The organism is Gymnodinialimonas ceratoperidinii, from assembly GCF_019297855.1.
Lineage (GTDB): Bacteria > Pseudomonadota > Alphaproteobacteria > Rhodobacterales > Rhodobacteraceae > Gymnodinialimonas > Gymnodinialimonas ceratoperidinii.
Genome location: NZ_CP079194.1, coordinates 1,639,050 through 1,664,957 on the forward strand (window position 1 = coordinate 1,639,050; position 25,908 = coordinate 1,664,957).

The following is a 25,908-nucleotide window of genomic DNA, read 5'->3' on the forward strand; positions in this document are numbered from 1 at the left end:
TATTCTGGTGGCAGACGTCGAGGTCGCCTTTCGCGGGGTGCGTCGGACATAGGGTCCGGCGGCCACCCAACGGAAGGAGACTGAGATGGGTGATCTTTTGGGAAGTGGCATCGAAGATGTCGGCACGGTGCCGATCTGCGGCACATGTGGCTCAGAACGTGTTGTGTTACAGGCCTTCGCCTGCTGGAACCGTCAGTTCGGCCTTTGGGAACTGGAAACGACAGGAGATGCAGCGCGCTGTCACGCCTGCGATGGTCGGACCGAGCTTGTCTGGCGTCCGTCAGATGCCAACGAGCCGGTTAAGCGAGTTGCTGAGCTCAATGATCTGTTCAGGACCACTTTGGAGGGGCACGGTACCGTGCTGATCACGCGCGGCATCGAGGCTTTGGGACCAGACGCTATGCGGTCGATCGCGGCAACGGTGCGGGGCTTCTCGGACTTCCCGCCGGAAAGCGATCCGTGGGGGGAGCATGACTTTGGAGCGTTTGATGTAGGGGATGATCGGATCTTTTGGAAAATTGATTGTTACAATCTCGACAAGACCGCGGGCTCTCCGAACCCCGCCAACCCGGCGGTCACCTACCGGGTCCTGACCATCATGCTCGCGAGCGAGTATTGAGCCACCGCTCAGCCTTCGGGCTGAGCGGTTTTCTTCTGCCACCTTGTAAGAAACGGGCAACTCGAACGTCACCGAATGTATGTCCCACCGAATGGCCGTCTGCGCCGCTTGGCGTGGACTAGCATTGAGGTAGCAGCGACTGCTATCCTGCCTGACAGACTAACCGAAAGGGTCGGGGTGCAATTCACCACATGGTCGGTTTCCGCAGCGCCGGAAGGGTTTCACCCTTCCGGCGATGAGCTGGCGAGAAAGGCCGGTCCCAGTTGTGATTTGCGCGCATAGCCGACCCAAAGCGACAGACTGGGGACATTGCGTCTCCTAGAGCGACCGTTCCAGACAACATACCATGATGCGGCCTTAGCCAATAAAACCATCATCTTATGTTCACACAATTTGCCATGGACCTTCGTCTGGCTCGGAAGATCGCAGGGCTGACCCAGGACGATTGCGCCACCCTTATGAACCGCAGTCGGAAATACATCCTCCGGCTCGAGAAAGGCGCGCGCCACCCCTCGCTCGACGATCTCTTGATGCTGTCAGTCATCTACAACCGGACGTTCGAAGCCTTCTTCGCCGAACGCCTGGCCTCGGCACGCGCGACGGTTCGGGCGGGGCTGCCGCAGCTTCCCGACAAGGTCAGTGATCAGGTCAATTTCCAAAAGCGGCGCTACACGCTGGAGCGGATCGAGGACGATTTACTCAATGAGGCCGGGACCTATGACGATTAGGCTCCTGTCGCTCTCTGTAATGAGCGGGCGGATCGGATACGCGGTCTTTGACGGCGATGTCTTGGTCGACTGGGCGAATTCGCGCAAGGCTGCCCGGTCTGAGGATTCCGTCAAAGAGGTTCTTGGCAAATGGCTAGAGGATCTCGCGCCACATGCGGTTGTTACGGAAGCCTTGACGCCGCAGTCCAAGAAACGCGGGCGGACGCTGCTGTTGCTGGATGCAATCGAAAACCTTCTGGCGGAAAAGGGCATCTTGCAGGTGCGGGTCATTCGGGAGCGCCCTCACAGGACAAAATACGTCGAGGCAGAACACCTGATTGCGCGCTTTCCGATCCTCGAGCCGTGGCGACCGGAACGCCCGCATTTCTATGACAATGAGCCGAATTCGGTCGCGATATTCGAGGCGGTGGCCTTGGCCACGCAGATCTTGCGAGATCCGATGAGACATCTGGCCGGGGCGCTCGGCTGATACAGGAGAGAAGTGACCATCTGACCGGTGCTGCTCTTCGAATAGGCCGAAACATAGGCGGCAGGGTTTGACAGCCAGCTTGCCAGAACCGGCTGCTGATGAATCAATGCCCCCGCCAGAGAATCTGGCAGGGTTCATGAGCAAGGCAACAAATGAAGACGCCACCGCTTAAGAGAAGCGGTGGCGTCTTCATGGCTGTGCCCGCAGATGAACTAGATGGCGAAGTCTTCCAAAGTCTTGCCAGCAGCCAGACCTTCCTTGATCCAATTTGGTTGCCGACCGCGCCCCGTCCAAGTCATTGCCGCGTTCTCGGGGTGACGGTATTTTGCTGGAGAGGCGGGTTTCGCATCCTTTTTGATGACAACCAAATCAGCCAGCTTGAAGCCGTGCTTTTGTGCCACCGCTTCCAGCTCCGCCAGCGCATCTGCACGTTTGCGTTTTTCAAAACTCGCAATCGCCTTTGCCGTATCTTTTTGCAGTTTCTGCAGCTCGTCCACCGAGAGTTTGTCCAGATCTACTTTTGACATTGTGCCGTCTCTTCCCATGTATTCATCGTCTCTTCCAGTGAGATCGTGCTTCCGATTATCCTCTGATCAAAAGCGGAGCAATCGCCATCTCGAAACTGACCGCTTGAGGCAGGTGCTCGCCAAGCTAGTGACCCCCTTTCCTGCGTGAAGCGTCTGATCGATACGAACCTCAATTGGATTTTGTTTGACTCAATCCAACTAGACACGGCAGCCTCAGAAACACATTCTTTCAGATTGGGGGCAATCATGAATTTCAACAGAACAAATTATGGAGCCGCTCGTGGCGTCTTAGGCTTTTCTGAGTTCATCCTGTGGTGCGGCGTGGGGTGGGGTATCATCGTCGCGATCTTAGCCGGCGGGGCAGCCTCGCGTGGCTATGGGTCGTCCGGTCTTCTGGCGGCCGTTCCAGGTATTTCGATATCGATTTTCTGTTTCGTTGGTGTGGTGCTGGTGCAAATGGGAAAGGCATCGGTGGATACCGCAGACTACAGCTATCAAATGCTCAGTGTGGCACGGGATCAGTTGGCAGTTTCCAAGCAAGGTCTTTCCACGGCATCAGCACCGACGACCTACGCCGATCAAGCCGTTAACTCCGTAGAACGCCAGGCTGCGCAGCCGGTCCCCGTTCCAACACCCGTGCCGGCAAAAGACCCTGAGCTGAACAAGGATAATTGGGACTACCGGGGCATGCGCATCAACCGGTCCGACCTCGGGTTCTTGGTGGATGGGAAAAACTTCGATTCACTGGAACTCGCCAAGTTATACGTGGACGGAGAGGCCCTCAGGCTCCGCATGAATGGCCCTTCTGGAGGCTCCTTGTGACCCCCATAGTCAACCCCAACCTCTATGGGGGTCCAGTGTGTGGGTGCGTGGCTGGACATACCCGCTCAATTCAGAACGCAATACGTGCAGCGTTCCGCCTGACATCCCTTCCCGTTGGGAGAGACTTAAGGCGCTCGGACTGCCTCGCGCCCGTGTTTCAGATGCAGTCATAAAGAATGCGCATTTCCATCTCCCACCATACTGTCCGGAAGGGCTTCATTCTCAAGACCACGTACTACCAAGTGCACCTAGACGTGTTCTTCAGCCATGAGGAATTGCAGGTGATCCGGCAACGCAAACTCGCCAAGACGAAACTTCTCGATCGGCGTCCGGCCAATGCGCGCGTTGATGATCGCGATGAGAAATTTGAATTGCGCTTGCAAGATCTGATGCGTGCTAGCGCTGACACGTTTCTCTGCGCTACCCCATCGGCCGCCAAGATTTATGAGGAGGAACTTTTGGCGGCGTTGGCCCAGGTGAAGCTTTGGATTGGCGATAACGCCGAAGTGGGTTCCCGCACCGTGGTGGAGTTCTGATGGCTGGACGATCGTTCGGGAACAGTCTCGAGGGTGCTATACTAATCACGTCTGCGATCATTGCCTGTTTCATTTTAGCGGCTATGATCCTCACGCCCATCGCGCTGTTTGGCGTCCCGGCATACATCGGTTTCCGCCTCTGGCGCGACAGTCCGGCACGGGCGGAAAAACTGGCTCGTGCCGAGACGGAGCTTCTTTACAACCACGCGCTGGACGGCCATGTCACGCTAAGCGAGGCGGACATCGACCGAGCCCTTTCCAAACACTGGCCTACGAGCACCCCAAGTGCGCTGAAGGTCCAGCTTCTGCAGCATGGCCGCGCCATCTATGCAAGCGAAGGGCTGAGCCCTGAGATCCCTCCGCCACCGGCGCTTTGCAACACGCTTGAAGGAGGACGCTATCGCGATCAACTCGCCCGCTTGGGACAGGTTCGTCATGACCGTGGGATGGCCAAAGCGGCTCTTGATATGATCTCTCGCAGCCTGGCCCCGATTGCGCAGGCCGCGCCTCCGCTGGATGGCGACGTGCTGGTCGAGATCACGCAGTTCCTCGATCCGCTTGGAGCTTCCGTAGAAGCAGTCGTTGCCCCATTCTTTGAAGACAACTCCTACCCGCTCTTCCGGTCCATACAGGCGCAGTTGAACGATAACCTGCAATCCACGACGCGGTCCGGTAATCCGATCTTCCCACGGCACCACAAAGGCGAAGATGTTCTGCAAACGTATCTTAACGGCACGCCGCTCCTGGAGCTGTTCTCGCTGCGAACGCCGTTCACGATCCCAGACCAGCGACGCTTTGAGCACCTTCACATGGTGGCCGGCAGCGGTCATGGCAAAACCCAGACGCTGCAATACTTGATCGTGCAGGATCTGCCCCACATCGCTTCCGGTGATCGCTCTGCTGTGGTGATCGACAGCCAGGGCGATTTGATCAAAACCATCCTCAAGCATTCCGGCCTGCCGCCAGAGCGGATCGTGCTGATCGATCCGGAGGACATCGAATGGCCGGTGAGCCTGAACCTTTTCTCGGCCGGACAGGAGCGTCTGGCGGGATACAACACCCTAGAGCGGGAACGCCTCACCAACTCCATCATCGAGCTCTATGACTTCGTTCTTGGCTCTCTGCTTGGGGCGGGCATGACATCCAAGCAATCTGTCGTCTTCCGCTATGTGACGCGCCTCATGTTCCACATCGACGGCGCGTCCATACACACCCTGCGCGACTTGCTGGAGCCAAAAGGCACTGCACAGTTCCAAGATGAAATCTCACAACTTGGTGGATCGACGAAACGCTTCTTTGAGACGGAATTCGATGGCAAGGAGTTCGCGTCGACCAAGTCTCAAGTGCTTCGGCGGCTATATGGTGTGCTTGAGAACCAAACCTTCGAGCGGATGTTCTCAAACCCAAAAACCAAGTTCGACATGTTCGCGGAGATGAACGCGGGCAAACTGATCCTCATCAACACCGCGAAATCCCTGCTGAAGGAACAGGGCACGCAGATCTTCGGACGATTCTTCATCGCGCTGATTGCGCAAGCGGCCCAGGAGCGGGCAACGCTCAAGGATAGCGACCGTCTGCCCGTTCACGTCTACATCGACGAAGCCCAGGATTATTTCGATGAAACCCTTAGCGTGATCCTAAGCCAGGCACGCAAATATCGCGTAGGTATGACCATGGCCCACCAATACCTCGGGCAACTCACCCACGGCCTGCAGGAGGCCTTTGAGGCCAATACCTCGATCAAGATGGCGGGCGGTGTTTCGGCGCGAGATGCGCGAACGTTGTCCGGAACTATGAGCTGCGCCCCGGATTTGATCACCAGCCTTTCCAAAGGCACCTTCGCCACCTCGATCCGAGGCGTGACGAATCGAGCGGTGCCGCTTTCATTCCCATTCTTCGTCCTAGAGAGCAGGGAGCGCGCGGATGCGCAAATGCTGGCTGACATCCGAGAATACAGCCGGAACGCCTATGCGGCACCATGGGAGCCCAAGGGTAGCGATGTTTCGCCACGAGAAGATGAAGGTGCTGAAAAGGATGAAGAAAAACCGGATGACGACCCTCTGAAACCCTCGACAGAGTTGTGACGGGGCGTATGCTTCCCGCATGCCTGACACCGATGCCCTTGGCCGTGCCACGTTCCATTTCATCAGCCCTCGGGCGGATATTGCTCCAAACGGGCGGGACATTTGTTGGCTGAAGCACATTGAGCGCCACGGACCGCTGACGTCCGTCCATCTTTATGAGATGACCAAGGACACCCATCGCTGCAAAGACACCGCCCTGCGGCGACTGCAGGCTCTCAGAGCGGCAGGTCTACTCTTCCTTCCCAAGCAACAGCGCGCCTGTGAACGCGCGGAGTTTAGGCCTTACGTTTATGACCTGGCACCAAAGGGGCAGCTGTTTCTGAAAGACGCAGGCCTAAAAGAAAACACCGTGCGGCCAACCGGCCACTGGTGGCACCTGCACGACACGGCGATGTTCACCGCTCAGATTGACTTGAGGGCCAGGCAGGGCGGCTATCGCTACATTCCGGCGCATGAGATCCTGAAGCGGGCAGGGACCTCTCTTGCGATCCCGATGGGACGCCGCAAGCTGATCCCGGACCAGCTATTTGCCATCGATTACGGCGGGCGTTTCCGCGCCTTCATGGTTGAAGTGGACCGTGGGACGGAGCCGATTGCCAGTACCAGCACGCGGAAGAGCTGGGCATCAGCGCTGACGCAATACGACGAGGCGTTTCGGCTGGGGCTGCCAAACCGGCACTATGGTTTGAAGGCTCCGGTGCAAGTACTGTGGGGACATCGGACCGAAGCACGGTGCGGCGCTTTTGCGCGATTGCTAAAAGATGCGACGCGCATGTTAGCGGCTCGATATGTTTCAACGAGACTGGGATCGGGCAAAGCAGCATTAGAGGAACACGACGGACTGAGGCAAGTGCTGCGGGTAGTGACCTGAATCGGCGGAGAGCGGTTGTTTGTTGCGGCCATAAACTGGACGTTTCGATGATCTGAAAACCGCGACGCCGAAAGCGTGAAATAGAGAGCCTTAGGACCTCGCATATGCACCGATCCGCTGCCGGCGCTGCCGGACAATCGTATCTGCACAGCGGATGCGCATGGATTCTTCGAGCAAATAACTAGGTGAGCGCTGGTTGCGGTCTACCTAGATCGTGCGCGTGGTGTAGGTTGTATCGATCAGAGCTTGCAGCCCGGCTGGCCCGATGTCTGCCTTGGCGCCTTCCGCGGCGAAACTCCTGTCTACAACGCGAAAAACCGGAGGCATCGTTGCCGCGGGTGACGGCCATGACCGGTAGAAGTGCGTTGAACTGTAGGTAAGTCACTACGGCGCAACCAAGGGTACGGGTCAGATACGTGGCTATGATGAGCGTACAGTGGCGACCGGATGACGACGATGCAACCTCCATAATGCTATCATGATAGAAGCACGCTTGGATAAGGCACGCGTCACACCTTGGTGTGGCGTTCTGGCGGAGACTGCTGATGTCAGCATGTATGTTGCCGCCCAGGATCCACGTACTCACTACAGTCGCGCATGCACATGCTATTGAAGGATGGAAGCCTGTGGACCAATCACGACCGTTACAATAACTCTTGGTCAGAAGGGCAGTCCACCATACGGACAACACGCAGGAGCTAGACAACCTAAAGGACTAACTTATGGATAGCACGGTACAGGTACAGGGGTTGAGCATAGCAGTTAGCTGCGAAAATGTTGCCCTGGATGACGACATTGTCGAAAGCTGTGTCAGTGACGTCGCTCCGCTTCTAGGCGCGCTCCTTCACGCTGAAGAGCTTTGGGCTAAGCTTGATCCAGCCACTCAACGGGATCGTCACGCCGCATATTTAGCGATGAACATGAAGTGCGAGGCGGCGCGGGCCTTAGCCCTTCAAAGGGCCGAGCTTCTTTGCTCAATCGTTAACGGAGATGAGAATATTGGAGACCACGGGTTTCCGGAGTTTGACGAGCGGTATAAATAAAATGGCACCACCCGAGTTTCACTTACACATTGGCGCGCACGAAATCTTCCCAACTCTACTAAAGAAGGCATCAGAAGTGCTGGCGGAGGCGAGCCGCAAAAATGGCGTGCGGTACATTGGCGCAAAAGAAATGAGATCTTTTGTTAATGAGAAAAGCTTACTTGAGGGCCATTTATTCAGCCCCGTTGAATATTTCTCTATTTCACCGGAGACTCGTAGGGTAGTAACATCGGGCCATGGTCTGCTTTGCCCGCCTGCAAAGGTGTTCACTACATCTGGATTGTATAACAACGTTGGGAAGACGCCGTCAAAGATTCAGCAGAAATTTGTTGGGTTGCCGGTTACCATTTTTTTGTTTATCCGCCCCCAGTCGACTTACGGGCCGGTGCGAGATTTCATTAATGTCGGGGATGATTCTGTATCTTGGCTTCATGTCATAAACAAGATCCGACAAGCTGTTCCTCATGCTGTGATTGATGTTTGGCCGATAGAATACCCTAACTTCGATAGTATCCATATTGTCTCTAATGTTTTTGGAATCGATTTGGATGAAGATGAAGCTTTCCGAATTGAGAAGCTCTCTCGTAAGGAGAGAATTGCTGCGCCAGTTACTCAACCTAGCAGGCAGGAAAGGGATATTGATATATACCTTGAGCAGCTTTACGAGTCAGATATTTCTGCAATTCGCCAGCTTAAGGGTGTATTGCTCAGTGGCGTGCCTGGATAGATGATTTTCTACTTTGAAGAAAACAGGCTTGCCTTTATACATATCCCGAAGACGGGCGGAACGTCTATCCGTCGTGCTTTGGGAGATAGCCCCCTGTCTATGGCGCAGGGTGTAATTCCTGCAGCGTGGAACACTCGAAATGTTGTCGCGGCTGTGCGAAACCCGGTTGATCGATTTTTATCGGGTTTTAATATGTTCAAGTTCGGTGCGCCCGACACGGGTGGTTATTACGGCATCCCGCGTTTGCCTGATTTGTCCGTAGCTGACGCTCTCAAAATTTTGGTGGATGAAGGTATTCCATACGATCGTACGGAGCGGAACGATGTAGCGAACTTCAAGCACCATGTTTGGCCTCAAACTTCAGACTTTCACTGTCTGTCATCCGCAACAGATTTGTTGCGCTACGAAAACCTAAAATCTGATGCAGAAAAATTTCTTGTATCCGTCGGTGTGCCGGTTGAGCTGCCGCACCTCCGCGTGACAGCAAATAACCCCAACCGTCTCGTCGTTGGTGATTTGACTAATGAAGAACTCTCCGCCCTCGAGCAATTTTATAGTCTTGATTTCTACCGACTGAATTATGAGCGTCAAACTGCACCAGAGTCGGCAATAATGGTGCGGCAAGATCCAAACCCTTTGCGTATTTTGTGGCGAGTGTACTTCGAGAACGTTGAAGCGAGCGAACTTTCAGGCTCGGAAGTTCTGCCAGATCCGGAGGTGGACCTTGCGGCGTTCCTTGATGAACGTATCGAGGTCAAGCCGGAGAAAACGTGGCCCGGCCGTCGAAAGGACCTGCTTGAGCATTTTAAGCGCTTGGAGAACGAATTTTCCGGACGAATGCGCCTTTCTCATCTGATGGCATGTACAGTAGTAGTTCTGCGACGTGAGAAAGATTGCGAAGAGGCTCGCAGACTTTTTTTTAGACTGATAGAGGAATACGGCGCAGAGTTGGCCGAAGACCTTAATCTCAGGTGGCTGACTTCCGTGTGCGATACGCTTGTAGATACTGGGAAAACCGAGTTAGATCGCGCACTTGCATTGAACGGTTCGATTATTGCTGGCCTCATTAAGCTGGCGGAGACTGAACGTAGATTGTTTTGCCCACCAATGAAATGGCCACCGAGAGTTCGTTACTCGCGAGGTGGCGTTTTGTTTGATGGGGTTATCTCCTATTGGGCCGAAGGCGGTGATATGATCGACAACCTCTTGCACAGAATCTCTTCTACGGTGGAATCAGATAGCACCGCTGCTCCTTTTGTGGGTAAAATCATAGAACGAGTGGTAGAAGAAAATACCGTCATTTCGCGCATGTGGGCTCTGCATGGTCAGAACATTCCATTGAATGACAAGCCGACCGATGGACCCGGGACAAATGATAGCCCATCGGACGGATAAATGGTTTGCCGAGCCGAGGTATGCTATAGGGTCATGAAAAACTCACAATGGAGTCCGCTGGATGGGGAAAGCTAAACTTCCTAAGCTGCTTGGCATTGGGGCGCAGAAGGCTGGAACGTCATGGCTCCACTCTACCTTGGGTCAGCACAGTGAAATCTGGGTGCCACCGTTTAAGGAGCTCCATTTTTTCGATCATAAGTTTGTGCCGAGTAATCGGAAATGGACTGAGTGGCATATTCGCAAGGGGGTTCGAGAGACTAGAGCGCGATGGCAAGAAAAGAACGTCCTGTCGATAGAGAACTCGGATTATCTTGATAGGATTCAAGAGAGACCAATGTTTAACGGGCAATGGTACAAACATATTTTCTCTAAGTGTCCTGAGACTAAGATGGGAGTGGATATAACCCCAGAATATTGTCAAGTGTCGCGTGAGGGAATTGAATTTATCAAAAAGTTTCTTGGTCGAGACTTAAAGGTTATTTATATTATTCGGAATCCGATAGATAGGGCTGTGTCACAACTGAAGATGAATGTTTCACGTCAGAGCGCTAAACCTGTAACTTTGGATGACTGGTTGGAGTTCGCTGATGCGCCTGTGATTGCAGAGCGTGGAGACTACCAGAAGTACATCCCTAGATGGTCGCAGGCTTTTAACGAGGGATCACTACTACTTTTACCGTATGGATTGCTCCGAAAGAACCCAATTGGCTTGCTTCGTTCGGTCGAAAGTTTTCTAGGCGTGGGGAAGTTTGATTACGTAAATGCTGAACAGCGAGTTTTTGCTTCCCCCAAAATGAATGTTCCCATGGACGTCGAAGACTTCTTTGGCGAAAAATTTAGGGATCAGTGTGATTTCATCAAGGGTCGCTTCGGAAGCGAATTTTACGACATGTGTTAAATTTAGCCTGATACGCCCCCTCCGATGGCTTCATCGCCATACCAAAGGGACTGTCAAGATTAACCAGCTGGTCGCGTTTGGAGTGCTTTCCTTAGAAATTTAAGGTTTGGCGAACGAAGTGCGACCTCAGTCGGCAACATCGTCGGTCAACGGGACTGTTTCACTCTCGAATGCCCTAGCGACTTCGGCGGCTGCAGACTGACTAGCAAGAATTCGTCGTCCGTATCGTGCAGGCATCTCTGGTGATCTCCAGCGTCCAGCAACCATGATCGACGATAGACTGCAGTTCAATCTGAATGCATCGTGTACGCCGCCTACGCGCATACTGTGGGAGGAAACATCACTACGATCAAAGCGGCGCTTGATGATCCTTGAGACAGTTGCAGCGGCAAGTGGTGTTCGCTTTCCGCCACGCTGAGACTTTGTAAACATTGGATCCTCCGCCTTAAGACCTGCGGCCTCGATCCATGCCAGGACAGCGAGGGAGGCACCTTTGGACAAAAATGCGTAGTCGCCCTTGCCGTAGGGATCGGTTTTAGACCGGCGCACGAATAGCAAGCTCGATCCATCGTCCTGTCGCTCCATATCGCGCACTTGAAAGGCCACAAGCTCGGATACTCGGCACCAAGAATCTGACGCCGCCCAGATTAGGGCTTTGTCCCGTAATTCCTGCCGGCTCACACCTAATTTCAACACTACCCCAAGCACCTCGGCTTTCGACAGGGGTGGCGCTTGTCGGGTGTAAGCACCATACTTCCGTTTTACTGACTTGAGGGCTAGCTCGACTAATCTATGCCTACAGGGAGACGGTAGGAACAGTGATCGATGGTGCTCGCTGATGGCCCATAGGCGGGTCGCGATTGTGTTGGCGCTGAGTTTTCCGCCAAGTGCCTCGACATATTCGGCGACGATTTCCGGCGCGACTGGCGGCATCGGATCATAGGCGCGTCCCTCACACCAGCGTGCAAACGACTTTTTGATCTGCCGTAAGTTTCTAAGGGTTTCAGGAGCGAAGGCCTCCAAAGATCGACGTTCATATTCGTCAATGATGGCTTGACGCTTCTGCTTTGATTGGCTGGACAACAGGGTAAGAACTTCTGCTCGCTCGACTTCTCTGTCAAATACCTTGGCCATGATGATGCTCCCCATAAAAAAGCCGCATCATACCCTCGATGTTAACCACTTATTAACTATTGAGCTGGAGGCTTAGTAAATGTTTGGGTGGAGTATCAATGGCAGACGAAGATCTACTTGTTCGCATTGAGCGGCTCGAGGCAGCTTTGCTTGAATACATAGCTCGCTACGGCGTAACCGACCTCGCGGTCAGAGCGTTCGCATCTCCAGCGGAGCGTATCAGACAAACGCCTGGTCTGTGCGACGGGGATGGACCTGATCGGTGACTAAGGAAAGGTATCTGACCTTGTGCAACGAAGGTGACTTTAGCAAGAGTTGACCTTCCATCATTTCCGTCACGGGTAACGCATCACAATGAAGCTTTTGAACCAACTATTCTTCCTAGCAGTGATTTCTTCTTCTTTTGTCACCGGAGCCTCAGTTGATGCTTCAGTTCCCGTCGTTCCTGCGGGAGAGGAATTTGCCTGCACTCCCACACATGTATGGGACGGTGACGGACCCATTTGGTGCGAGGAGGGGCCTCGGATTCGGCTTTCCGGAATAAACACCCGAGAGATGGATGGGACCTGTAACTCTAATAGCCCCTGCACGACTGCCAACCCGTACACAGCGCGCGATGTGCTGGTATGCATACTTGGTGAAGTAATAGGCGTCGGGCAACACGGCCATGTGTTGGTAGATGGCCCTACGCTCCGATGCTTGTCCGACGGCTCTGCTGGCAGAAACCGCACTGCGGCGTGGTGCATCTCACCACGTCACGGCGATATCAACTGCGCGATGGTTGAGGGCGGCTGGGCGGCCCGGTGGGATCGCTATTGGCAGGGGCACGTCTGTCAGGATTGACGTGCGATGACGAGGGCCTTGGCCTGCCGGATGGCGTCAAAGAGCCGTTTGCGTCAGCCAACGCAAAGGGCGGAGAGTGGACGTTCGCTGCGAAGTGCACCAACGTCTGCTCTACCCACAGATCGACACAAGGGGCGGGAAGCGGTCGTTCGCCACATGTCGGAAATGCAACGACTGCAGACCAATAAGCAGTCATTCCAGAGGCGCAATGCTTTTGGAGATATCGCGTGTCGCTCTCACAAACGACTACGATACTTCACAACTGATGCGAATGCGGAACCACAACCTCCAGACAGCCCAAAAATCCTATTAAATTGAAGACGCAGTTTTGCATCGCGGTTGATTTCTGGCTTTCAATTCAGCCGCTCGAAAATGGTCCGCCACAAGAGATCTAACTCAGGGAATTTTTTCCTCGCGGCCATACTATCTCTAGGCGCGGCGATGTCTTTGAAGAAGGCTTTTTGCACCGCATCCTTGTCGGAGACTTCGCCTTGATATGACTTTGAACCTGAATAGTATTGGGTCCACCTAATCGGAAATAGCTCACCGTCTCCGTCACAAAGATTGTGTTGGCCCATAAGAAGTTCGATTCCAACGGCATCTCCATTTATGTCCATCTTATGTGTGCCTTGGGGGCCGACCGTTGGGTAGGCGCGAGCAAATTCAATTTCTGGCAGACAAAGCGCGCGGATGTTGGATGGCAATGTCAGCCGCTCTAACCTCTGAAATTCCATACGTCCTGCAGCGTCGTTATCAAATACCGCGACAATCTTGACCGGTGTGCGGGCAGCTGCAAATGCCTTCAAGAACTTGGACAGAAAGTTTGCTCCACCATCCACACTAAGGGTGTCGTGGTCAAAGAAAGAAAACAGCTCTGCAACACTGGGGTAAAGTGCTTCCAGTGATGCTTGAAGTGCTCGGATGTCTGTCTTCCCCTCGGCCATAATGACCACTGGTTCAAGGATGGAACGCTCTAGAGCATCCGGTTTGCGAGATTCGGAAATGAGTTTCACATCTTCGTCGTAATAGCCGCCGTCAAGCAAGTTAGATATATCGAGTGAAATCCATTCAGTTTCGGGTCTGGCTTCAAGAATAAGTCTGTAGACGAACCTGACATCTTCGCACGCAAAAAACAGCCATCCGTCATCATACGAGGTGCTGTGCATTCGCCGCTCAATTTCGTCTTCAGGTTCGTTTTTTCTGTCCGAGCTGTATCGATCCCGGATGACTGCCGGAACACGCCGCATCCATTCGTTAATGGTGAATTGTTCGAGTGCCTCTTTGGTATCTGTCGCCCAATCATTGCCTTCAGAGAGCCACTCTGTATACATGTCGAGCTCTTCCAAACGCCATTGCTCAAAGACCGCCTTTGCGCGCTCGAGCGTTACACCCATTAGCTCAAGTCTAAGAAGTACATCTTCTTTTCGTGCCTTATAGATGGTGGTCGTCCACTCTTCCTCAGGGTAATCCTTGTTCGGGAACTTGTCCCGCTCATTCTCTTGGAATAACGAAATCATGTGATCAGGAACACTCGACTTCCAAGAGTCCACATGGAGGTCGTCAAACCTAAGTTCGCAGTAGCTACCCATACTGCTGAGTAGCACAGTGAGCTAGCTGCGATGAAGGTGAAAAATGGAACGGGTAGCGGTGATCAATCGCGCGCGCCCACCTCTGACGCCCTGAGATTGCTATCGCAATATGCCAGCTCTGGCCGCTATCAGGTTCCGCTGAGGCCTTCGTTCACCGGATCTATGAAACACCGCAAAGCAGCAAAACTGCGGTGCAAAGGGTAGGAGCAGTTCCGATACACACTGCGCCAATAACTTCGCGAACGCAGCGGCCGGTCTGACGGGCGGCACCACAGCGGCGTCTCCCTTGGTCAAGCGGCCGTTCTGGGCCGACTTCGTTTCAGATGGCGCTCGGTGCATCGGGTTGTATAGTGAGGAGAATTTTGCGGAGGTGACTTGCCGATGAAGACGAGCACAGACTGGAAAGGTGTGCGTTGGGAATCGGTGAAGGGTGTTGCAAACAACGACTTCACGCGGGTCGTGGCGCTGATACCTGTAGCCGGTTACCTGATCCTGTTTAACGATGAGATCGCTGCAATGGCATCTTTCGATTCCTTAGCTGGCGTTGGCGAAGCTGACAGGTCGCCTTTCTTTTTGGACGGTCTGACGAAACTTCGATTGGTGTTCTTCGGCAGCCTCTTTGTGCTCTGCTCATTCCTAATCTACAGGTTGTTTCGTCCAGGAATATTGGAGGCCTCCAAAAACGACTTGGAGTTTTCTGAACTAGTGAGGCAGCGGTATAGCGTCTACGAACTCGTCCAGATGGAAGAGCACGTTCACTCTGAAACGTGGACTGAACGAACAGCCGCTTTTTGGATGGTGTTGGGCAAACGGCGGCCGAGGAAGCCCGTGGTGTCAGGTTATCGGCCAGACGTCAGGGTGCACATGTTCTCGAAGCATGGCGACTATATAGGCTTTCTCGCAAGAGAATGGTGGGTTGGAATGATGCATACCCATAGGCCTGCGAGGATATCTTCCCTTGTGTTTGGAGCCGGGGGATATGCCATGCTAGCACTTCCCACCTTGGACATCGCTCAAGCTGTTCTACAGCAACTATTCACCGGCTAGTGGCGCGCTTGCAGCGAACGTCCGGTTCGGCGAACCGCACCGCAGCATCGACATCAAGCGTTAGATGTCCGGTATGGGCCGTTCGCGTCGCGGTTCGAGTGCGACTTGTGCGAACATGTTGCGATCAATCTAATAGCCGCTTCGAGCCCAATTGAAGGTTGCTCCATGTTTCGCGCACGTCTGCTTAGGCTGTCGTAACCCTTTTCAAACCGCCGATAGTTAGCGATATGCTGATGCGAGAAAGCGGCCCAAGGTGCCGCACGACATTCAATACGCATAATTAGTAGGGAGCAATATTTGGCATGACAGACTTGCTGCATTCACTTTTGGATTTAGGTGACGCGACTTCGCGCAACCTCGACTTCGCGCACAAATCCAATTATCTAGTCAGCTTCGGTGAAGAAACAATTACTGAAACCAACCTGCTTGAACTCTTGCGCCGGCATCCTGATATCATAAGTGTTGAGACATTTTCGAAGGCTAAGGAATCCAAGAATGGAGCCGATTGGGAGTGGACTTTTATCGGAAAAAAGTACCAATACTCTATGCGTGTTCAAGCGAAACGCATTCAGAGAAATGGAGCATTGAGGATTAATCACAAAGTTGGAAATAAAAAGATTCAACAAATCGATTTACTATTGGATGATGCCAGAGCTTACAACTTAGACGCATTTTATTGCATATACTGTTCAGAAAGAGACCGCGTGATTTGGGCCACGCCGATGAAGGGGGGGAGCTTGCGGAGGGTATCTGAGTACGGCTGCCTCATGGTGGACGCACGCAAAGTTAAGGATAAATCCCCTAAGAAGTTGTCGGACATTGAACAGGATTGCTTTCCATGGCATTTCTTAACTTTCGATGATGACCTTCGAATCTCATATGACGAAGAGACCTATAATGGGTCATCGCGTGGGCTTATTGTTAAGCTCTCGCCACCAAGTGGTTTCGGCACTGGAATTTTTTTTAGTGATACCGAGCAACGTCAAAGGCCGGAAGATCTGCCGACAATCGATTATCTGAACGGCTTTGGTGAACGGAAATTATTCCGAAGTGGCTTAATCGATGCAAACCCTGATGAAGTCTTCCGTGTCCGAACCGCGGAAGAGACAGACGACTATCGGACTAGAAGAATCTCGAAGCGTTTAATTTTTGACGTAAGGGAGTTTGAAGGCAGAGAAATCTAGAACGCTTGAAAAGTGGGGGGCAACTGAGACACGCTGCTCGTATCCGGACAATGGCGCAGATGCAGCGAAAGTCCACTAAGTCCGCACAGCTGACTTTCACCAAACGAGAATGCTGCACAATGTGTGAATGGTCGGTCTCGGGAAGCCGCAGTGCGGCATTGAAGTAGGGTCTGAGTGTCCGCTTCGGGCCGGCAGTGGCGCACGAAGGGCGGACCGTCGCTGCGCGTGCGCACCGATTGTCTACCTGGGCGGAATGCCGTCATTCGCTGCGTTTCGAACCAAGGTCCGAAATGGGAGTCGAGCGGTAAGGAAAAGCGCTCGGTTTTCCTCACCATATTCACGACTAAAGCGGCCATAGCTCACGTCTTTACGTCGCCCGTCGATGCCGGCACCTGCCAATCAGCAAAGCACATTTTCTCGCTCGCCTCGCCATCCACCAACTGAATATCCGAACTCGAGAAGACCAATTGCTTATTGATCCTCGGAAAGTGCGCAATGTCGAAGCCTGAACTTTCACCGCCCATCAGGTAGATGAGATCTTCGTCGAACGGATTGGTTACATGGTGTGGTGGACCGTGCGGCGCGGGGAAAGCCATGATATCACCCGGACCGACCTCGATCTTGTCTTCTCCGATCTCGGCGTGCCCACGACCCGACAGGATAACCAAGAACTCTTCATCCCGTTCATGACGGTGAAACAGAAAGCTCTCTTTGCGAGGCGGCACACGCGCAACGTAGAGGGCCAAGCGCTGCAAGCCGAAAATAGGCGCCAGGCGTCTCAAGAAAACGTCCGACGCAGGATTCAGCGGATGTCGAATGTGCGCTTCTTCCAGCGATTGGACGGCCGCTGCCGAAAGATGGCTGACGGCGCGGGAAGGCGGGACCATGGTCTCAGCCCTCCGTAGCCGATTTCATTGCCCATGCCCGGGCGGTCAATCGCACGGGGCCACCTTGATCGAGGGTCTCTGCAAGGCGCGCCTTCAGGGCGGCGCGGTGGTCATTCGGAAGGCTCATGCAATAGCCGGGTGCAGGGCCGGCCCCCAAGGTGAATGGATTCCAGAATGCCTCGAAATCTGTAAACTCCGTGACGATTTCGATTGGGGTGATTTCCGCGTCTGGAAGACCTGCGTCGGCACACAGTTGCCTCAGACCCGGTTCTGAACAGAAGGGAAATCGCGCGCCTTCGTCCAATTCGGCCGCCTTTTGATCGAGCGCGGCCGCAGCTTTCCAGAAAGCGTCGATGAAACCTATTCCGCCGCCTGGATAATCCCAGACATAGAAAGACAGGGTGCCGCCCGGTCTGAGAACGCGCTGCATCTCAATCAGGCCCTCACGTCGATCCGGAACGAAGTTCAGGACGAGCGCTGACGTGACGACATCGATACTTGCATCCTTTGTTGGCAGTTCCTGAGCTGTAGCCTGCTCGAAACTTGCCCGAGGGTCATCGATGGTCTTGCGTGCGTGATCGATGAAGTCGTCGGACGCGTCGGTGGCGAGGATCGAATTCGGCTCATAATCCTGCAAGATCACGGAGGTTAGAGCGCCTGTCCCGCAGCCGACTTCCAGCCAATCGGCCGATTTTTTGGGATCAAGCCAGGTCAGGAACTCTTTCGCGACCATTCGGCTCCAGCGGCCCATGTAGTGCTCGTAGCTTTGGCCCGCGCTCCAAGCGTCGAAATCTGAGTTGGTGGACATCTTGCAGTGCCTCCTGGCTCATAAAGGCACCCGTGTGAAGCTGAGCACCTTTCGCAAGACAATAGCATGAAGTGGCTTTGACGTCAGCTTTGGAGCCGGAGTGGTCGTTTGTCGCGATCAGTCTAAACGTTTGGTATGGGCCGTTCCCGACGTGCCGACTGCCCGGGCTGGAAGCCTTCGTTCGGTGCGCAGGCACCTTTGGCCTTCGAAGAAGACTTTCCTGACGCGCGGCGTGGCCATTTGTTTATGGCCCCACCAGCGCAGCCATACGGGACTAGTGGCCCGCACCGTCTTGCAGGCACATCCAGAGCAAGATGCGATGAGGTCATGCCTATTCTAATTTCAATCGTCTCACCAAAGAAGCGTCGGCGGAAGCTTTCCAGTCTCACCGCTGTTCCGGCGATTGGCCGCAGTGCGTGGCGAGATGCCCAGATCCTGCAAGCGGTCGGAAGGAAGGTTTTTCAGCGTCTCAATCTCCTTTCGCATCCGAAGTTGGCGAGCGATCCGGCGCAGAAGGGCCGGCATCGGGTTACGGAATTCGGTGTGGGTTACGACGAAGTTACGGGTCATCGGGGTCTCCATCTTGAGGTTTCGATGAGGCATCTTCGCCGGCCGCCGCAAACTTAGCGCAATTTCGGGCTGCGAGGGGCCGTCCAAAATGCAATAATTCCGTCAAAAATCGCGCGCATAGTGTAAAATGCGGCAGATCACACATTCGGATCGGCAATGGCTCAGCTTGTTCTGCATCTTACAGGTCCTTTTCGTGCCGAGAGTGGCGGCGACGTGCTGAATGGCCTCAGCCGGCGCGCGCAAGGGCTTCTTGCCTACCTGTCGTGTCAGCCGGGGATGCGCGCCGAACGCGGGGCTCTTGCGGATCTCTTGTGGTCGGATCGGGGCGAGGCACAGGCACGCGCATCTCTGCGACAGGAATTGTCTGTCCTGCGAAAAACGCTGGGCGACGTGATCGCGGCCAACAGGCATAGGGTCTGGCTCGATCCCGATGCGGTCGCGTGCGCGGACGGGCCGGGAGACTTCCTGCAAGGCTTCGATCTACCATCCGAAGCCTTCGAGGACTGGCTACGCGCCATGCGGCAAAGGAAAATACCGACTCTGGGGCGCCCAGAAAAGGCCGCCAAGGGAAAGCGGCCATCGCTGGCCGTTTTGCGATTTCAAGAAATTGGCACATCCGCGCCCGACATGTTCGCAGACGGCATCGTCGAAGAGATCACCGGCGCGCTCAGCCGATGCCGGGATTTCGATGTGATTGCGCGACAATCGGTCTTCATGTTGCAGATGACGCCCACGGCTTTACCCGACATCGCGCGGCAGCTCGGTGTACAATACCTGCTGGAAGGATCGGTGCAGCGGGCAGGCGACCGCGTGCGTATCTCGGTGCAGTTGGTCAATGGCGAAGACGGACACACGCGGTGGGCCGAACGGTTCGATGATCGGCTGGACGATCTGTTCGAACTGCAGGATCGCATCGCAACCCATGTTGCAGGGCAGCTTTCGCCGAACCTTCGTGCCGCCGAGATCCTGCGGGCGCGTCGGCAACCACCCGAAGTGCGCAGCGCCTATGACCTCGTGCTGACGGCCTTGCCGCACTTCTGGATCCATGACCCCGATGAAAATCGCCGCGCACTGGCGCTCCTTGACCAGGCGACTGGGCGGGATCCCGATGCAGCACATGCACTCGCGATGAAGTCGTGGTGCCATGCGCAGGAATGCTGCTATCTGTGGTCGCTGACACCTGAGCGGGCCAGGGCTGCAAGTCGCGCCGCCTTCGAGCGCGCGCTGCCGCTGGCTCAGGACCATTCGGCGACGATCACGGCGCTCAGTGCAACAGCCGCACTCGGCTTGCGGGATTTCGCAACCTCTGAAGACCTTGCGCGCAGGGCTCTTGATCTTGATCCGAACAATGCATGGGGCTGGCTGCGCCTTGGATGGGTTGTGGTCTATCGAGGCCGGCAGGAAGAGGCCCTGGGTCATTTTGACCGTGCGGAGGATCTCAGTCCGCTCGATCCTTTCCTCTTCAATATTGACTTTGGCCGCTCTGCGGCGAAGCGCGCGATCGGACGCCTCGACGAGGCGCTCGCGCATATCGAGAAGGGCATGCGCGCGGCACCCAAAGCACATTGGGCGTATCGTATGCTTTTTGGAACGCTTTGGCTGATGGGAGAGCGAGACAGGGCAATTGAGGCCGGACATAAGTGGCTGGCCACCCATCCCGGCCTTTCGACAGAGATTCTGCTCGATGGCCTCCCCTCGTGGAAACATGATCCTGATTACTTGGATGTCCTACGTAACTTCAAAACGCTTCTTGCAGAAAAATAGCCGCGGGGTCGCGTTCTGCGTTACTCTTGAGGTAAGGGGCTCGCTTCCTCGCGTGCCGGTGCGGTGACGCTTTGGGGATTATCCGCTTACGCGCCGTTCAAGGGAGGTTCGGTATGTCCGCATTCGTGGTTGGCCAGATGACAATTCACAGCCGTGACTGGATGGAAGAGTATTTTTCCAAGATCCCAGATCTCGTCGCTCGCCACGATTGCCAGTTCCGAGTGCGCGGCGGCGATCCGGCACGCCTGGAGGGCGACGCCCCGGTTCCGGATGCCGCCTTCATCATCGAATTCCCCGACCGGGCTCATGCAGACGCGTTCTGGTCGTCAACAGAATTCAGGACACTCGCGAACCTGCGGCGGTCCGGATCGACCCTAAATGCTATTCTTGTCGGCTCGATTTGACTCCTGAGACATGAACATCTTCTGAAAGGCATAGAATAACGGCTTTTCGGCGCTTAACACCATTCTTTGCTACTGCCAGCGGCTGCTGGGTTCTGGCCCGACTTGTCGCGTGCTGCACTGGCCCGAACGGCGGGTTTAGTGCCAATACGAGATGCGATTTTCGGGCTTTCCGAATGGCGGCTCTGGGCCGAGAGCGACGCAGCGCGAGGGGCGACGAGGCGCTTGGCCCTGCGGCGCAGCGAAGGTCGGGAACGAGCCCTTATTGCTCCTTGAGGATCGCGGCTTCATCCCACGCCTGAGCAGCCTCTGAATAGATTGACTTTTTTGGCTTATAGATGCTGGGATCGTCGAGAGAAGAAGCATGCACATATATCCGATCACTCATCCGCTGACTGTTGCGCGTAAGTTGTGATCCGCAATTCGGACAGAAACCGCTGAACGTTGATAGACCCGATTTCCCCACCATTTCATAGGTTTTGGAGGTGTCGCTTATCGTGAAGTCTTGGATCGCAAGGGGAACCATCTCCGAATGCCCCGAGCCAGTAAGTTGCTGGCAATCACGACAGTGGCATCGGAACATGGGAGCTTCCAGACGGGTGCCTTGATAGCGAACCAATCCACATTTACATCCGCCTATTAAGCGCATTGCCATAAAAATCCCTCCGCCTCAGAAGGATACAATGAAGTCTGCGCAATGTCATCTCCGTCCGCGTTCCGGACTTTCCGCCCTCGAAGGGGTTCGCAGGCGCAGCGCATGTCGGCATCGATGAAGCTGCGGTGCAGCTCTGTCGGTCGCTCTGGATGACCGCTTAGGGCCGTGAGCTACGCGAGGCTCATAGACTAGTTGTTGAGTTAGTGCGACACGGAGAACGACAGCCTTGAGCTCACGTTTTTGGTGCTGCGAATTGCCCGATGGTCAACCTTTACCGGTTTTTTTTGTTGGACCGCAAGCCGCTCAAAGTGACAGGCTCGCCCGCAGAAAAACGTAATCAACGCATAGGGAAAGTTGTCTTCATGGGCGGGAGATCTGCAACAGGCCGGATGTCCAGAATGAGCTCCAGCACACGCCGCACTGCAGTTGTCATCGACAACTGAGAACACCGAGAACAGCTAAAGTAGTTGGCCTCGTGTACTCGGAGAAATCGTAATGCGTAAGTTCGACGCCTCACAAACTTCAGCCCCCTAGAGGCTGGAAATCGCCAGGACGTGCGCTACCCTTAAATTCTCAGTTAGAGATCGCGAAAGGAGACCAAGGGTGAATGGAGAAGCCCAAAAGCTACTTGATATTGCGAAGTCGGTCGAGGCTCATCGCGTCGAACCCGGAAGCGCCGAAATCGGCCAACTGCTCGTCCATGTTGAAACGTTGGAATTCACTATCGTCAAAATCATCGAGCACCTCGATGCCAGGACCCCCGGAATTGCACAGGCGATTCTGGCAGAACTGGAACTCGAGGGACACCAAATGGAGAAGAAGGAACGGTTGCCAACTGGCGAGCTAGCAGCGTCGATGTGCTTCAAAGTCCAACGGGATTTAAGCAATAGAATTCGCCTCGCAGTTGGCTTGCGATAGGCCGATCCAGGCGGTGACGTCATGATGTTTTGGCAACCGATACGCGGTCTAATAGTAACTATGAGACATATGTGAAGAGCAACTGACCGCGCAATTTTTATCAAGTCAATTGCAGCTCGAATTTTCTAAGTGTGAACCCACAGGAGAAGACCATGGAGACGACGATAAATCGCGACATGCTTGAGCGCCTGGAAACGCTTGAATGTGCGGTCGCCGCCAAAGCATTTGTCTTGGAGCACATTGTGCAAGCAATCGAAGATCTCGATCAGAAAATTGCTCTCAAAATGGCAAATCGGCTCGTTGCCGATGCTGCGGAACAGCCCAACGCTTTTGTGTTTGAATTTGCCACTGAGCTGTCCGAAGGGATAATTCATCGCCAGTCCCCTCGAACAACGCCGGCTCCTCAAGTGGTCAACTCGGTGCCGCCTGAACCTAACCCTACCAAAGACGATGGCGAAGAAGAAGCATGAGCGCAGTTATTCGCGCCCAACCTATCGGATGCTGCAACATACCTATAATATCCGCTGCTCCAGCTCGGCAGGATCAGCAACGTCGACATGCCAAAAGGCGCGCGCTTCAACTGGTAGCTTGGCCAAAACGCCTTCGAAGTCTCTTCCGTTAGTGCAGCGCCGGACCGCCCATGCCGTAGCCTCAATCGCGTTGTCGGGCGTTAAGTTGTGGTTCACACGCACATTTTTGACCTCAGAAGTGAGCGTCTCTCGGTCATCAGATGCCGCGCGAGGATGCGTAACATCCCATTTTTGAACAAAAATTGCGCGAAGAACGCTCGGCAAAACACTTGCGAATTGCAAACCTTCTTGAGCGCTCAAGCGGCGCCTGAAAACCTGAAATACCGCATCAACCGCTGTGTAAGCCATGTTGTCTGACTCAAGGGACATGCGCTCTTTCACGTCATCAAGGAAAGCGCGCCATTCCTTGGAGGCGTGCCGATATGTCCAGGGCATTGGCATTAGAAGCTCCATCCTTCGTCTGCATTGTCGCTGAAAACCTTATCGACGTTCACAAGGGTTGTCGAAGAAGCCAAAGGCAGAAAGGTCCGGCGAACCGCCATCCGACTAACTAAGATGCTCTTCAACCAATGTCCGCTTCGGGGAAGCTGCGGCGCGGCGACGTGAGGTTGGGGCAATGTCCGGTGCGGGCCGAACGCAGAATTCAATCTCGAACAAATTGGCGTCGCCCCGCGTCTACCAAGAGATTTCAGCTGCTGCCGTCATCATCCTGCGTCTCGAACGATCGCATCGGCGAGCCCTTGATCGCCTCCACCGCTCAGCCGGTGTTCAGTCAACGCAACCAGCATCAAAAAGCGCAGCAGTGATCTGGTCTTCTCGAAGCATGGCCCGTTTCCGATTAAACGGAGCGCGCGCCTCGGTGAACTCTGACAAAGCATCTGTCAAATGGGTGCGGGCGGCGAGAAGATCGGAACATGGGTTGTCGCTCGTGTCGTGCATCGCTCGGTGATACAAAGCCGTCGCGCGCGTGAAAGCAACGAGAGCCCAGAGTTGCGGGGTCTTCTTGCGCGGAAGAGCCGCCTCGGCATTTTCGAGCAATCCCAAAGCCTCCGTCAACCAATCGCGACCGGTCATGCCAGAGGTGCGCCTCCCCTGTTCGATCCGCACCACCGCGAAGGGCAGGTTTGTCGAACTCGTGCTGCTGTCTCGGCCCGATGCGCGTTCAAGATCCATGGCCGCCGAAAGCGTCGCATGCGCCTCCTTGAACCTATCAAGCGCAATCTTCCCGCTAAATCGCATCGCCAAGTCGGTTTGTGTGACGCCCAGATTGCTCTTACGCACGGCCATGTTTTCCGGCATGTCATTGTGGCCGCAGGCGGTAATCAGAACCTGCTCCGCCTCATGCAGCAGCACGGTGCCCGCGTCTCCGTCGGTGCGTGTGCCCAAGGTGCGTAGCGCCGTGCCAAGGTTGTTGCGGGCGATGGCCGCCTCGCCGTCTAGGCCGATCGCGTCAAAGGTGTGGATCGCCGATCGATAGTGGTCAATCGCTTGGTTCATGGCCGTTCGGCCCGTCTCATGATCTTCCTTCTGTCCGATCTCGAACTGGGCGATACCGAGAAACGTTAGAGCCTGAGCATGGAGCGCGCGAAAATAGCGCTCCTGATCGGTGCTTTGCCTGGTTTTGAGGTCTGCAGCGAAGGCCTCTGCGGCATTCTCGGCGACCCCACGTGCCTCCTTTAGGGCGGGCAGGCCGAAGCGTACGCCATGGTTGAGCAGGACCGGCAGGTATTCCAGACGTTTTCTTGCCGGCGCCAGGGGATCTTTTCCGCCGAAACTCTCAGCCGCCGCCACAAGCAGACGCGCCGCAAGCGCGGTTTCCTCATTCAAAAGCGCGTTTTCGGCGCGTGCGAGTTTTGCGGCTTCGGCGTCTTTGGTTCGTGCCTGATCCACCTGTGCCAACGCCCACTCCACCGCAGCGAAATCGAGCCTTTCTGCGGCCGCATCTGCCTCAGCTTTGAGCCGTGCCAAAGCGGCGTCTTTCGGGTCAAGGCTTGCGAAAATAAGGCGCGCCTTGCGCAGTTCTTCGGCCTTTTCGGACAGAACTGCCATCAAGGCGTCATTGGAGCTCTGCCTTACATCCTCAAGCCGGAAGCGTTCCGCCAGTAGTTCGAGCTGATCACGTTTGGCGGACGACAAGTGGTCCAATGCCTTTGCCAAAGACCCGAATTTTGCCTCTAGATCTTGAATCAGTTTCGCCTGGCGCTCCAGGTCTTGCAGCACTTCTGCCATGTAGGCTGGTGTCAGACTGTCTGCGAAAGATCTGTCTGCAAGTAGCTTTTCGAGCGTCGGTTTGGTGATATCGCGAAACAGACCCGGCATGTGTCCTTTGACGTGCTCGGTAAGAGTAAGACGTTCGAGCATTGCATCCGTGACATCTCCCGCATTCATTCTTTCGGTCACAACCTGTTGCGGTGTGGGAAGGCCAAACTCCACCATTTGAGCATAGAGCAGATCTGCATCCGGAGGCAGGTCATGTTTGAAGCCGTCGAAGACCTCTTGGGCGCTGTCGGTCAACTGATCGGCCAGTCGTTTGATGTCGGCCGGCGCATCGGCAATAATCTTCTTCGCAAGGTCTCTGGAGGACAGAGCAGTTGTAAAGGCGCCAAGAAAGCCGGGCTTGGCGGCAAAGCCCACCAATCCCACAAGCAGCTTGATGCCGTTCTCAATTTGATCTGATCTCATTTCGGGATTACGTCGCAGTATTGAACATGCGTCAAGACTCAGGCCGTCTCCGGAAAAAACCGGCGGCAAAACGCGCTGAGGTCCGCTTTCGGGACGCTGCATTGCAGCGCAGTCGATCGTGGTGAATTTCCGTTCAGGGCCAGACACACCGGCAATTACGTGACTCACCAACCCACA

Annotated in this window: 25 protein-coding genes; 16 read left to right on the forward strand and 9 right to left on the reverse strand. The window is 54.8% G+C overall.

Features of this window, described 5'->3' with window-relative positions:
* The first annotated feature begins 85 nt into the window (after positions 1-85).
* The 3 genes from KYE46_RS08035 to KYE46_RS08045 all read left to right on the forward strand — a co-directional run bounded on the left by KYE46_RS08035 (position 86) and on the right by KYE46_RS08045 (position 1,816).
* Positions 86-619 (forward strand): DUF3768 domain-containing protein, encoded by a 534-nt coding sequence (locus KYE46_RS08035; protein WP_219004799.1) that lies wholly within the window; start codon positions 86-88, stop codon positions 617-619.
* 398 nt (positions 620-1,017) lie between these two features.
* On the forward strand, positions 1,018-1,347 hold the full coding sequence (locus KYE46_RS08040; protein WP_219004800.1) for a helix-turn-helix transcriptional regulator: 330 nt from the start codon (positions 1,018-1,020) through the stop codon (positions 1,345-1,347).
* Entirely contained in the window at positions 1,337-1,816 is a 480-nt protein-coding gene (locus KYE46_RS08045; protein ID WP_219004802.1) for a hypothetical protein, read from the forward strand. The genes KYE46_RS08040 and KYE46_RS08045 overlap by 11 nt, the downstream gene beginning before the upstream one ends.
* 212 nt (positions 1,817-2,028) lie before the next feature.
* Here KYE46_RS08045 and KYE46_RS08050 read toward each other — a convergent pair whose 3' ends face one another.
* On the reverse strand, positions 2,029-2,343 hold the full coding sequence (locus tag KYE46_RS08050; protein WP_219004803.1) for an H-NS histone family protein: 315 nt from the start codon (positions 2,341-2,343) through the stop codon (positions 2,029-2,031).
* Between the two features lie 144 nt (positions 2,344-2,487).
* Here KYE46_RS08050 and KYE46_RS08055 point away from each other — a divergent pair, with 144 nt between their 5' ends.
* From KYE46_RS08055 to KYE46_RS08085, 7 genes are all read left to right on the forward strand, one after another.
* On the forward strand, positions 2,488-3,165 hold the full coding sequence (locus tag KYE46_RS08055; RefSeq protein WP_219004805.1) for a hypothetical protein: 678 nt from the start codon (positions 2,488-2,490) through the stop codon (positions 3,163-3,165).
* Positions 3,166-3,341: 176 nt separating this feature from the next.
* A complete protein-coding gene (locus tag KYE46_RS08060; RefSeq protein ID WP_219004806.1) occupies positions 3,342-3,701 on the forward strand; it encodes a hypothetical protein in 360 nt (119 codons plus the stop codon).
* 83 nt (positions 3,702-3,784) lie between these two features.
* On the forward strand, positions 3,785-5,785 hold the full coding sequence (locus KYE46_RS08065) for a type IV secretory system conjugative DNA transfer family protein (RefSeq protein WP_219004807.1): 2,001 nt from the start codon (positions 3,785-3,787) through the stop codon (positions 5,783-5,785).
* A gap of 19 nt (positions 5,786-5,804) precedes the next feature.
* On the forward strand, positions 5,805-6,656 hold the full coding sequence (locus KYE46_RS08070) for a replication-relaxation family protein (RefSeq protein WP_219004808.1): 852 nt from the start codon (positions 5,805-5,807) through the stop codon (positions 6,654-6,656).
* A 1,044-nt stretch (positions 6,657-7,700) separates the two neighbouring features.
* The gene (locus KYE46_RS08075) at positions 7,701-8,426 is read left to right on the forward strand and encodes a hypothetical protein (protein ID WP_219004809.1); all 726 of its coding nucleotides are present in this window, start codon (positions 7,701-7,703) and stop codon (positions 8,424-8,426) included.
* Positions 8,427-9,821: a sulfotransferase family 2 domain-containing protein gene (locus tag KYE46_RS08080; RefSeq protein ID WP_219004810.1), complete on the forward strand. Its 1,395-nt coding sequence runs from the start codon at positions 8,427-8,429 to the stop codon at positions 9,819-9,821. It abuts the gene before it with no gap.
* A 61-nt stretch (positions 9,822-9,882) separates the two neighbouring features.
* Positions 9,883-10,719, forward strand: coding sequence for a sulfotransferase (locus KYE46_RS08085; protein WP_219004811.1), 837 nt, complete (start codon positions 9,883-9,885; stop codon positions 10,717-10,719).
* Positions 10,720-10,845: 126 nt separating this feature from the next.
* Here the strand turns inward: KYE46_RS08085 and KYE46_RS08090 are convergent, their stop codons facing one another.
* Both KYE46_RS08090 and KYE46_RS08095 read right to left on the reverse strand, forming a co-directional pair.
* The gene (locus KYE46_RS08090; protein WP_219004812.1) at positions 10,846-11,853 is read right to left on the reverse strand and encodes a site-specific integrase; all 1,008 of its coding nucleotides are present in this window, start codon (positions 11,851-11,853) and stop codon (positions 10,846-10,848) included.
* A gap of 1,196 nt (positions 11,854-13,049) precedes the next feature.
* On the reverse strand, positions 13,050-14,285 hold the full coding sequence (locus KYE46_RS08095) for a HEPN/Toprim-associated domain-containing protein (RefSeq protein ID WP_283095217.1): 1,236 nt from the start codon (positions 14,283-14,285) through the stop codon (positions 13,050-13,052).
* A gap of 381 nt (positions 14,286-14,666) precedes the next feature.
* On the opposite strand from KYE46_RS08095, the gene KYE46_RS08100 reads away from it, so the two are divergent.
* Both KYE46_RS08100 and KYE46_RS08105 read left to right on the forward strand, forming a co-directional pair.
* Positions 14,667-15,332, forward strand: coding sequence for a hypothetical protein (locus KYE46_RS08100; RefSeq protein WP_219004814.1), 666 nt, complete (start codon positions 14,667-14,669; stop codon positions 15,330-15,332).
* Positions 15,333-15,634: 302 nt separating this feature from the next.
* Positions 15,635-16,516 (forward strand): DUF6615 family protein, encoded by an 882-nt coding sequence (locus tag KYE46_RS08105; RefSeq protein ID WP_219004815.1) that lies wholly within the window; start codon positions 15,635-15,637, stop codon positions 16,514-16,516.
* A gap of 359 nt (positions 16,517-16,875) precedes the next feature.
* Here KYE46_RS08105 and KYE46_RS08110 read toward each other — a convergent pair whose 3' ends face one another.
* The 3 genes from KYE46_RS08110 to KYE46_RS08120 all read right to left on the reverse strand — a co-directional run bounded on the left by KYE46_RS08110 (position 16,876) and on the right by KYE46_RS08120 (position 18,781).
* Positions 16,876-17,403, reverse strand: a complete 528-nt coding sequence (locus tag KYE46_RS08110; RefSeq protein WP_219004816.1) for a cupin domain-containing protein — start codon at positions 17,401-17,403, stop codon at positions 16,876-16,878.
* Between the two features lie 4 nt (positions 17,404-17,407).
* Complete coding sequence (locus tag KYE46_RS08115) at positions 17,408-18,211, reverse strand: class I SAM-dependent methyltransferase (protein WP_219004817.1); 804 nt, start codon at positions 18,209-18,211, stop codon at positions 17,408-17,410.
* A 351-nt stretch (positions 18,212-18,562) separates the two neighbouring features.
* Positions 18,563-18,781 (reverse strand): hypothetical protein, encoded by a 219-nt coding sequence (locus KYE46_RS08120; RefSeq protein WP_219004818.1) that lies wholly within the window; start codon positions 18,779-18,781, stop codon positions 18,563-18,565.
* Positions 18,782-18,937: 156 nt separating this feature from the next.
* Between KYE46_RS08120 and KYE46_RS08125 the strand changes: the two genes are divergently transcribed.
* Positions 18,938-20,545 (forward strand): AfsR/SARP family transcriptional regulator, encoded by a 1,608-nt coding sequence (locus tag KYE46_RS08125; protein WP_219004819.1) that lies wholly within the window; start codon positions 18,938-18,940, stop codon positions 20,543-20,545.
* 113 nt (positions 20,546-20,658) lie between these two features.
* A complete protein-coding gene (locus tag KYE46_RS08130) occupies positions 20,659-20,949 on the forward strand; it encodes a DUF1330 domain-containing protein (protein ID WP_219004820.1) in 291 nt (96 codons plus the stop codon).
* Positions 20,950-21,208: 259 nt separating this feature from the next.
* Here the strand turns inward: KYE46_RS08130 and KYE46_RS17590 are convergent, their stop codons facing one another.
* On the reverse strand, positions 21,209-21,601 hold the full coding sequence (locus KYE46_RS17590; RefSeq protein WP_428845083.1) for a GFA family protein: 393 nt from the start codon (positions 21,599-21,601) through the stop codon (positions 21,209-21,211).
* A 603-nt stretch (positions 21,602-22,204) separates the two neighbouring features.
* Here KYE46_RS17590 and KYE46_RS08140 point away from each other — a divergent pair.
* A complete protein-coding gene (locus KYE46_RS08140) occupies positions 22,205-22,519 on the forward strand; it encodes a hypothetical protein (RefSeq protein WP_219004822.1) in 315 nt (104 codons plus the stop codon).
* A 152-nt stretch (positions 22,520-22,671) separates the two neighbouring features.
* Complete coding sequence (locus KYE46_RS08145) at positions 22,672-22,989, forward strand: hypothetical protein (RefSeq protein WP_219004823.1); 318 nt, start codon at positions 22,672-22,674, stop codon at positions 22,987-22,989.
* Positions 22,990-23,031: 42 nt separating this feature from the next.
* Here the strand turns inward: KYE46_RS08145 and KYE46_RS08150 are convergent, their stop codons facing one another.
* Together KYE46_RS08150 and KYE46_RS08155 are read right to left on the reverse strand one after the other, a co-directional pair.
* Positions 23,032-23,484, reverse strand: a complete 453-nt coding sequence (locus tag KYE46_RS08150; protein WP_247716955.1) for a DUF2267 domain-containing protein — start codon at positions 23,482-23,484, stop codon at positions 23,032-23,034.
* 333 nt (positions 23,485-23,817) lie between these two features.
* The gene (locus KYE46_RS08155) at positions 23,818-25,833 is read right to left on the reverse strand and encodes a cell envelope integrity TolA family protein (protein ID WP_219004825.1); all 2,016 of its coding nucleotides are present in this window, start codon (positions 25,831-25,833) and stop codon (positions 23,818-23,820) included.
* Between the last annotated feature and the right edge of the window lie 75 nt (positions 25,834-25,908).

Bases quoted from the DNA above. Each gene is read 5' to 3' on its own strand.
- KYE46_RS08050 (WP_219004803.1), bottom strand. From the start codon at position 2,343: ATGTCAAAAGTAGATCTGGACAAACTCTCGGTGGACGAGCTGCAGAAA.
- KYE46_RS08090 (WP_219004812.1), bottom strand. From the start codon at position 11,853: ATGGCCAAGGTATTTGACAGAGAAGTCGAGCGAGCAGAAGTTCTTACC.
- KYE46_RS08130 (WP_219004820.1), top strand. From the start codon at position 20,659: ATGTCCGCATTCGTGGTTGGCCAGATGACAATTCACAGCCGTGACTGG.
- KYE46_RS08155 (WP_219004825.1), bottom strand. From the start codon at position 25,833: ATGCAGCGTCCCGAAAGCGGACCTCAGCGCGTTTTGCCGCCGGTTTTT.
- KYE46_RS17590 (WP_428845083.1), bottom strand. From the start codon at position 21,601: ATGGCAATGCGCTTAATAGGCGGATGTAAATGTGGATTGGTTCGCTAT.
- KYE46_RS08065 (WP_219004807.1), top strand. From the start codon at position 3,785: ATGATCCTCACGCCCATCGCGCTGTTTGGCGTCCCGGCATACATCGGT.
- KYE46_RS08075 (WP_219004809.1), top strand. From the start codon at position 7,701: ATGGCACCACCCGAGTTTCACTTACACATTGGCGCGCACGAAATCTTC.
- KYE46_RS08120 (WP_219004818.1), bottom strand. From the start codon at position 18,781: ATGACCCGTAACTTCGTCGTAACCCACACCGAATTCCGTAACCCGATG.
- KYE46_RS08040 (WP_219004800.1), top strand. From the start codon at position 1,018: ATGGACCTTCGTCTGGCTCGGAAGATCGCAGGGCTGACCCAGGACGAT.
- KYE46_RS08150 (WP_247716955.1), bottom strand. From the start codon at position 23,484: ATGCCCTGGACATATCGGCACGCCTCCAAGGAATGGCGCGCTTTCCTT.
- KYE46_RS08070 (WP_219004808.1), top strand. From the start codon at position 5,805: ATGCCTGACACCGATGCCCTTGGCCGTGCCACGTTCCATTTCATCAGC.
- KYE46_RS08035 (WP_219004799.1), top strand. From the start codon at position 86: ATGGGTGATCTTTTGGGAAGTGGCATCGAAGATGTCGGCACGGTGCCG.
- KYE46_RS08115 (WP_219004817.1), bottom strand. From the start codon at position 18,211: ATGTCCACCAACTCAGATTTCGACGCTTGGAGCGCGGGCCAAAGCTAC.
- KYE46_RS08080 (WP_219004810.1), top strand. From the start codon at position 8,427: ATGATTTTCTACTTTGAAGAAAACAGGCTTGCCTTTATACATATCCCG.
- KYE46_RS08145 (WP_219004823.1), top strand. From the start codon at position 22,672: ATGGAGACGACGATAAATCGCGACATGCTTGAGCGCCTGGAAACGCTT.
- KYE46_RS08110 (WP_219004816.1), bottom strand. From the start codon at position 17,403: ATGGTCCCGCCTTCCCGCGCCGTCAGCCATCTTTCGGCAGCGGCCGTC.
- KYE46_RS08125 (WP_219004819.1), top strand. From the start codon at position 18,938: ATGGCTCAGCTTGTTCTGCATCTTACAGGTCCTTTTCGTGCCGAGAGT.
- KYE46_RS08100 (WP_219004814.1), top strand. From the start codon at position 14,667: ATGAAGACGAGCACAGACTGGAAAGGTGTGCGTTGGGAATCGGTGAAG.
- KYE46_RS08105 (WP_219004815.1), top strand. From the start codon at position 15,635: ATGACAGACTTGCTGCATTCACTTTTGGATTTAGGTGACGCGACTTCG.
- KYE46_RS08045 (WP_219004802.1), top strand. From the start codon at position 1,337: ATGACGATTAGGCTCCTGTCGCTCTCTGTAATGAGCGGGCGGATCGGA.
- KYE46_RS08085 (WP_219004811.1), top strand. From the start codon at position 9,883: ATGGGGAAAGCTAAACTTCCTAAGCTGCTTGGCATTGGGGCGCAGAAG.
- KYE46_RS08095 (WP_283095217.1), bottom strand. From the start codon at position 14,285: ATGGGTAGCTACTGCGAACTTAGGTTTGACGACCTCCATGTGGACTCT.
- KYE46_RS08060 (WP_219004806.1), top strand. From the start codon at position 3,342: ATGCGCATTTCCATCTCCCACCATACTGTCCGGAAGGGCTTCATTCTC.